The following is a 3,501-nucleotide window of genomic DNA, read 5'->3' as shown; positions in this document are numbered from 1 at the left end:
ATTGCGTAATCATCGTGAGATTCATATACCAGACCGCATCACCGATGATGGCGAGGTTGCGGTTGGTATGGATATCTTCTCATCTGGAGAAAATATAGCAGACATGATTATGACGGCCGATGAGGAACAACGACTACGGGCTCGTCTCGTATGGGCTCTTGGCAGATTATCTCCAGATCAACAAGATCTATTGCGGCGTGTGTACGGTGATTGTAAAAGCCTCGTATCCGTTAGCGAAGAATTGAACTGTAGCCGCCAAGCTATCCAACGGCGTCATGAACGAGCCCTGCGGAAGCTGCGTAGATACTTGACGACAGATTTTAATAAGATACGAGTGCACTAGATATGAATACAATAGGGCTATATATTCATTAGAGCTATACACGTATTAGATTCTTATGACTCTGAATTGATTAGAATAGGTAGTGTAAACGTATGAGTGTTAGTTTATTAGAGCAAGTTTGTATTAAAATGATATGTGTTAATATAATTTAATTTCTTATTTATATTCTGATTTTTGTATAATTACGTTAATTGCGATTAACAGATATACATAAAATATGCAATTCTCAATTTAAATGAGAAAATAATGACACATATAGGTAGATATTACTTTTACAAGATCATAAAGTCTTTAATTTTACATAAATTTCTATAGTTTTGTGTATATATTTACAAATTATACAGTGTGATATACAATTAAACCAACAGCAGATTAAAGCATGCGAATCTGCTTTCACAGAACACGTGTTCATTGTATTGTTGAAAGGAATGTTCCTAAGTTGAGGGGAGAGAATTCCTATGATGACATGTAATGAAGTACCAGTAGCGGTGGCCACTTGGCTATCTAAGGGAGAGAATTTGGATTTGATCTATACGAATCCGAAGAATCATATTGTTTGTTTTATTCCTACCTATGAACCTGGCGGCGGTGACAGCACGATGTGCTATTTCGTAGATGGCCGTCAAGAATTGGTGCATCTGCCAATTCGTACCATCCTGCGAGAGCTAGCCTTACAAGAAGGGTTGAGACCGAATTATATCATGACCAGTGACGGTCGACGCAGCAGCTATACGGCGCCTAAGACCTATGGGCCGCATTTGACCTTTGGTCATATTAAATGTCGGCGCCCTATCGGCAAGGACGTGGTGTACGGACTCTTTAACGTGGCGATACCTTATCAATATATCGTCACCGATGGCCCTGATCCAGATACGAGCTACATTCATGTAGGCGACTTTAAACCTATTTTGGTGTACCAAGCCCCACACCACGTGAAACACAAGCTGAATGAAGCCATGCTAGAACACTGTAACTACGTGCGTAAAATGCTGGCTCGCATCAAACTCAGCCAAAACCCACAAGTCGTGGCCGAACTATTTATCGCCTGGAGAGACCTAACAAGATAAAACATTAGGGGGAAGAGAAGAATAAGTAGGGGAGATGAAGTAATAGGGGGGAGAAAAAGAGAGGAGGAACTATAGGGAGACAATAACATAGGGGAGACATAAATAAAAGGTTATCATTAAGACACGACAAATAATGATTTACTCTCTTACAGAGCTATCTTGTTATGAGATAGCTCTGTTTTCATATATTTTTCATTCCCCTTGAAGCTGTGCTATAATAGACCTAGATTTAACCCTTGAAAAAACAAATCTGCGCTGTTAAACGACATTATTTTAGCTAACTAAAGTACCTTTTAGGGTCAAAATACAATCTCCGCCGTTTTTTGTATTTTAGAACCAGTAAATATATGCTGTTTTAAAGACAGGGTTAAATTTATTGATCCCCTGATGGGGACGGAAACTATTCTTTGCCATCTTGGTGGCTTAGATTTTGGCTTGTAAAAGTTAAATTAAACATCTCCATACAGGTATTTAAACGCTCTATCTTAATAGTCTTAAGGTAGAGCTTTTATGTGCAAAATTTTCCTCATTTATCTTGTTATAGTATAGGTGTAGAGTTATTGTTTATCCTAGTTTGTTATTAAATGAGGTGGCATGTATGGACGTTTTAGGTAGATCTCAGCTTAATTATGTTGTTCAGTCGTATATAGGCAAGCGAATCATGATAGTTGTGCCTAGTCAGTCCATAGGGCAAGACGTTGATGCGGAGGCGAGGGCTAATCATTTATCTCTTAACCGTCAAATAATATGTCGTTCAAATACTGACAACCAAGCGGTGCTAGGGTTGCCTTATTCTTATACGACAGGCCGTGATTGGCATCGACATCATATTTATGGGCATGTTGATAACGAAGCTTTTGGTATGGAGCTCATCTGTTGGAGTCCTGATAGCTTAGAGGACTTGCAAGAGGTGGCGGCATGGTATGCACAGAAATATGGAGCCCATCATGTACTATTCATTTCCTTAAAGGGTAAAACTAAGATTTGGAATTATGAAGGTTCTAGGATTGTAGGACATCGTAAACTTGGTCTATGGCAAGCAGATTATATTGAACTATATGGTCAAATGGTTGTGGATGATTTGAAGTGCAAGGGATACACTTATCAATGCACCTCTATTGAAGAGGATTACCGCCTAGTTCGTGCGCCTCATTGTGACCGTAGTAATTTAGATGATCTTGGACAACTATCTATTCATTTAGGTTCAGACCATATTCTCTTTATTCCGGCTCTTAATTATCAGGTAGAGGGCCGTACGATGCAGCAGTATCTCTCTTTTCTTGATGTGCCTTATGACAAGGTGCATCATTTCTTTGCTAATGGAGAAAATTCCTTATATTATGTCCTTTATGTTCGCCATTGCAGGCTGAAATTGGTACTCGATGTATTACAGCTATTGGTTGATGACTACGATAGTAAACCACTGTTATACGTAACACCAGAAGGTAATCTTTATATTTTGCAACAAGATATGAGCATACTGCAAGGCGGTGGAGTATTCTCTAGAACATCTTATATAGCGATGTTTACTAAGTTAAATAAAGAAATCCTACAAATACAATTAGACAGAGATTTTCACTATAATCGGCCTAATATGTTTACGAGAATGGGTGGGGTAATGATACTTGGACAAATAAAATAACTATGTATAGTGATTGGTTGGAAATTATATTCTTATTTAAATCCAAAATAGAGACTTAGGGGAAAGCATCATAAATATTAAGAGCTCAAAATGTTTTTGTGCAGAATTGGTATATCTAAAAGCTCATATAACATTGATAGTAATGGAATCGTCATATATATTGGACGACTAGCGTTACATACATATAATACAAGCTAAGCTAAGTTTTACGCTTGGGCCATACATAGTCACGTTCTCGAGGATATAGTATACTTATACTAATGAGAGAACGTGTCTATTATTGTTTGAGAGGTGTTGTATGAAACTAAAAAGTACCTTGTTGGGCTTAGCTGTGGCATTAGCTTTTACCATGCCTATTGATGCGGCGCAGTATACTGTTCCTGAAGGACAACCACCTGTACCAGGGGCTGATGCTAGTATTCCAGATAATGCATATCAGAACTATCGTT

Annotated in this window: 3 protein-coding genes; all 3 read left to right on the top strand. The window is 38.3% G+C overall.

Features of this window, described 5'->3' with window-relative positions; translation table 11 throughout:
- On the top strand, positions 1–343 hold a 343-nt coding region (locus QZ055_RS08675; protein ID WP_295826238.1), incomplete at its 5' end, for a sigma-70 family RNA polymerase sigma factor.
- A 458-nt stretch (positions 344–801) separates the two neighbouring features.
- Positions 802–1,410: a hypothetical protein gene (locus tag QZ055_RS08670; protein ID WP_039968834.1), complete on the top strand. Its 609-nt coding sequence runs from the start codon at positions 802–804 to the stop codon at positions 1,408–1,410.
- Between the two features lie 598 nt (positions 1,411–2,008).
- Positions 2,009–3,052, top strand: coding sequence for a hypothetical protein (locus QZ055_RS08665; RefSeq protein ID WP_295826236.1), 1,044 nt, complete (start codon positions 2,009–2,011; stop codon positions 3,050–3,052).
- The last annotated feature ends 449 nt before the right edge of the window (positions 3,053–3,501 follow it).

It is taken from the genome of uncultured Veillonella sp. (assembly GCF_905209685.1).
Classification (GTDB): Bacteria; Bacillota; Negativicutes; order Veillonellales; family Veillonellaceae; genus Veillonella.
The sequence above is the reverse complement of the archived record's forward strand: the minus strand, read 5'-3'. Positions and strand labels throughout refer to the sequence as shown.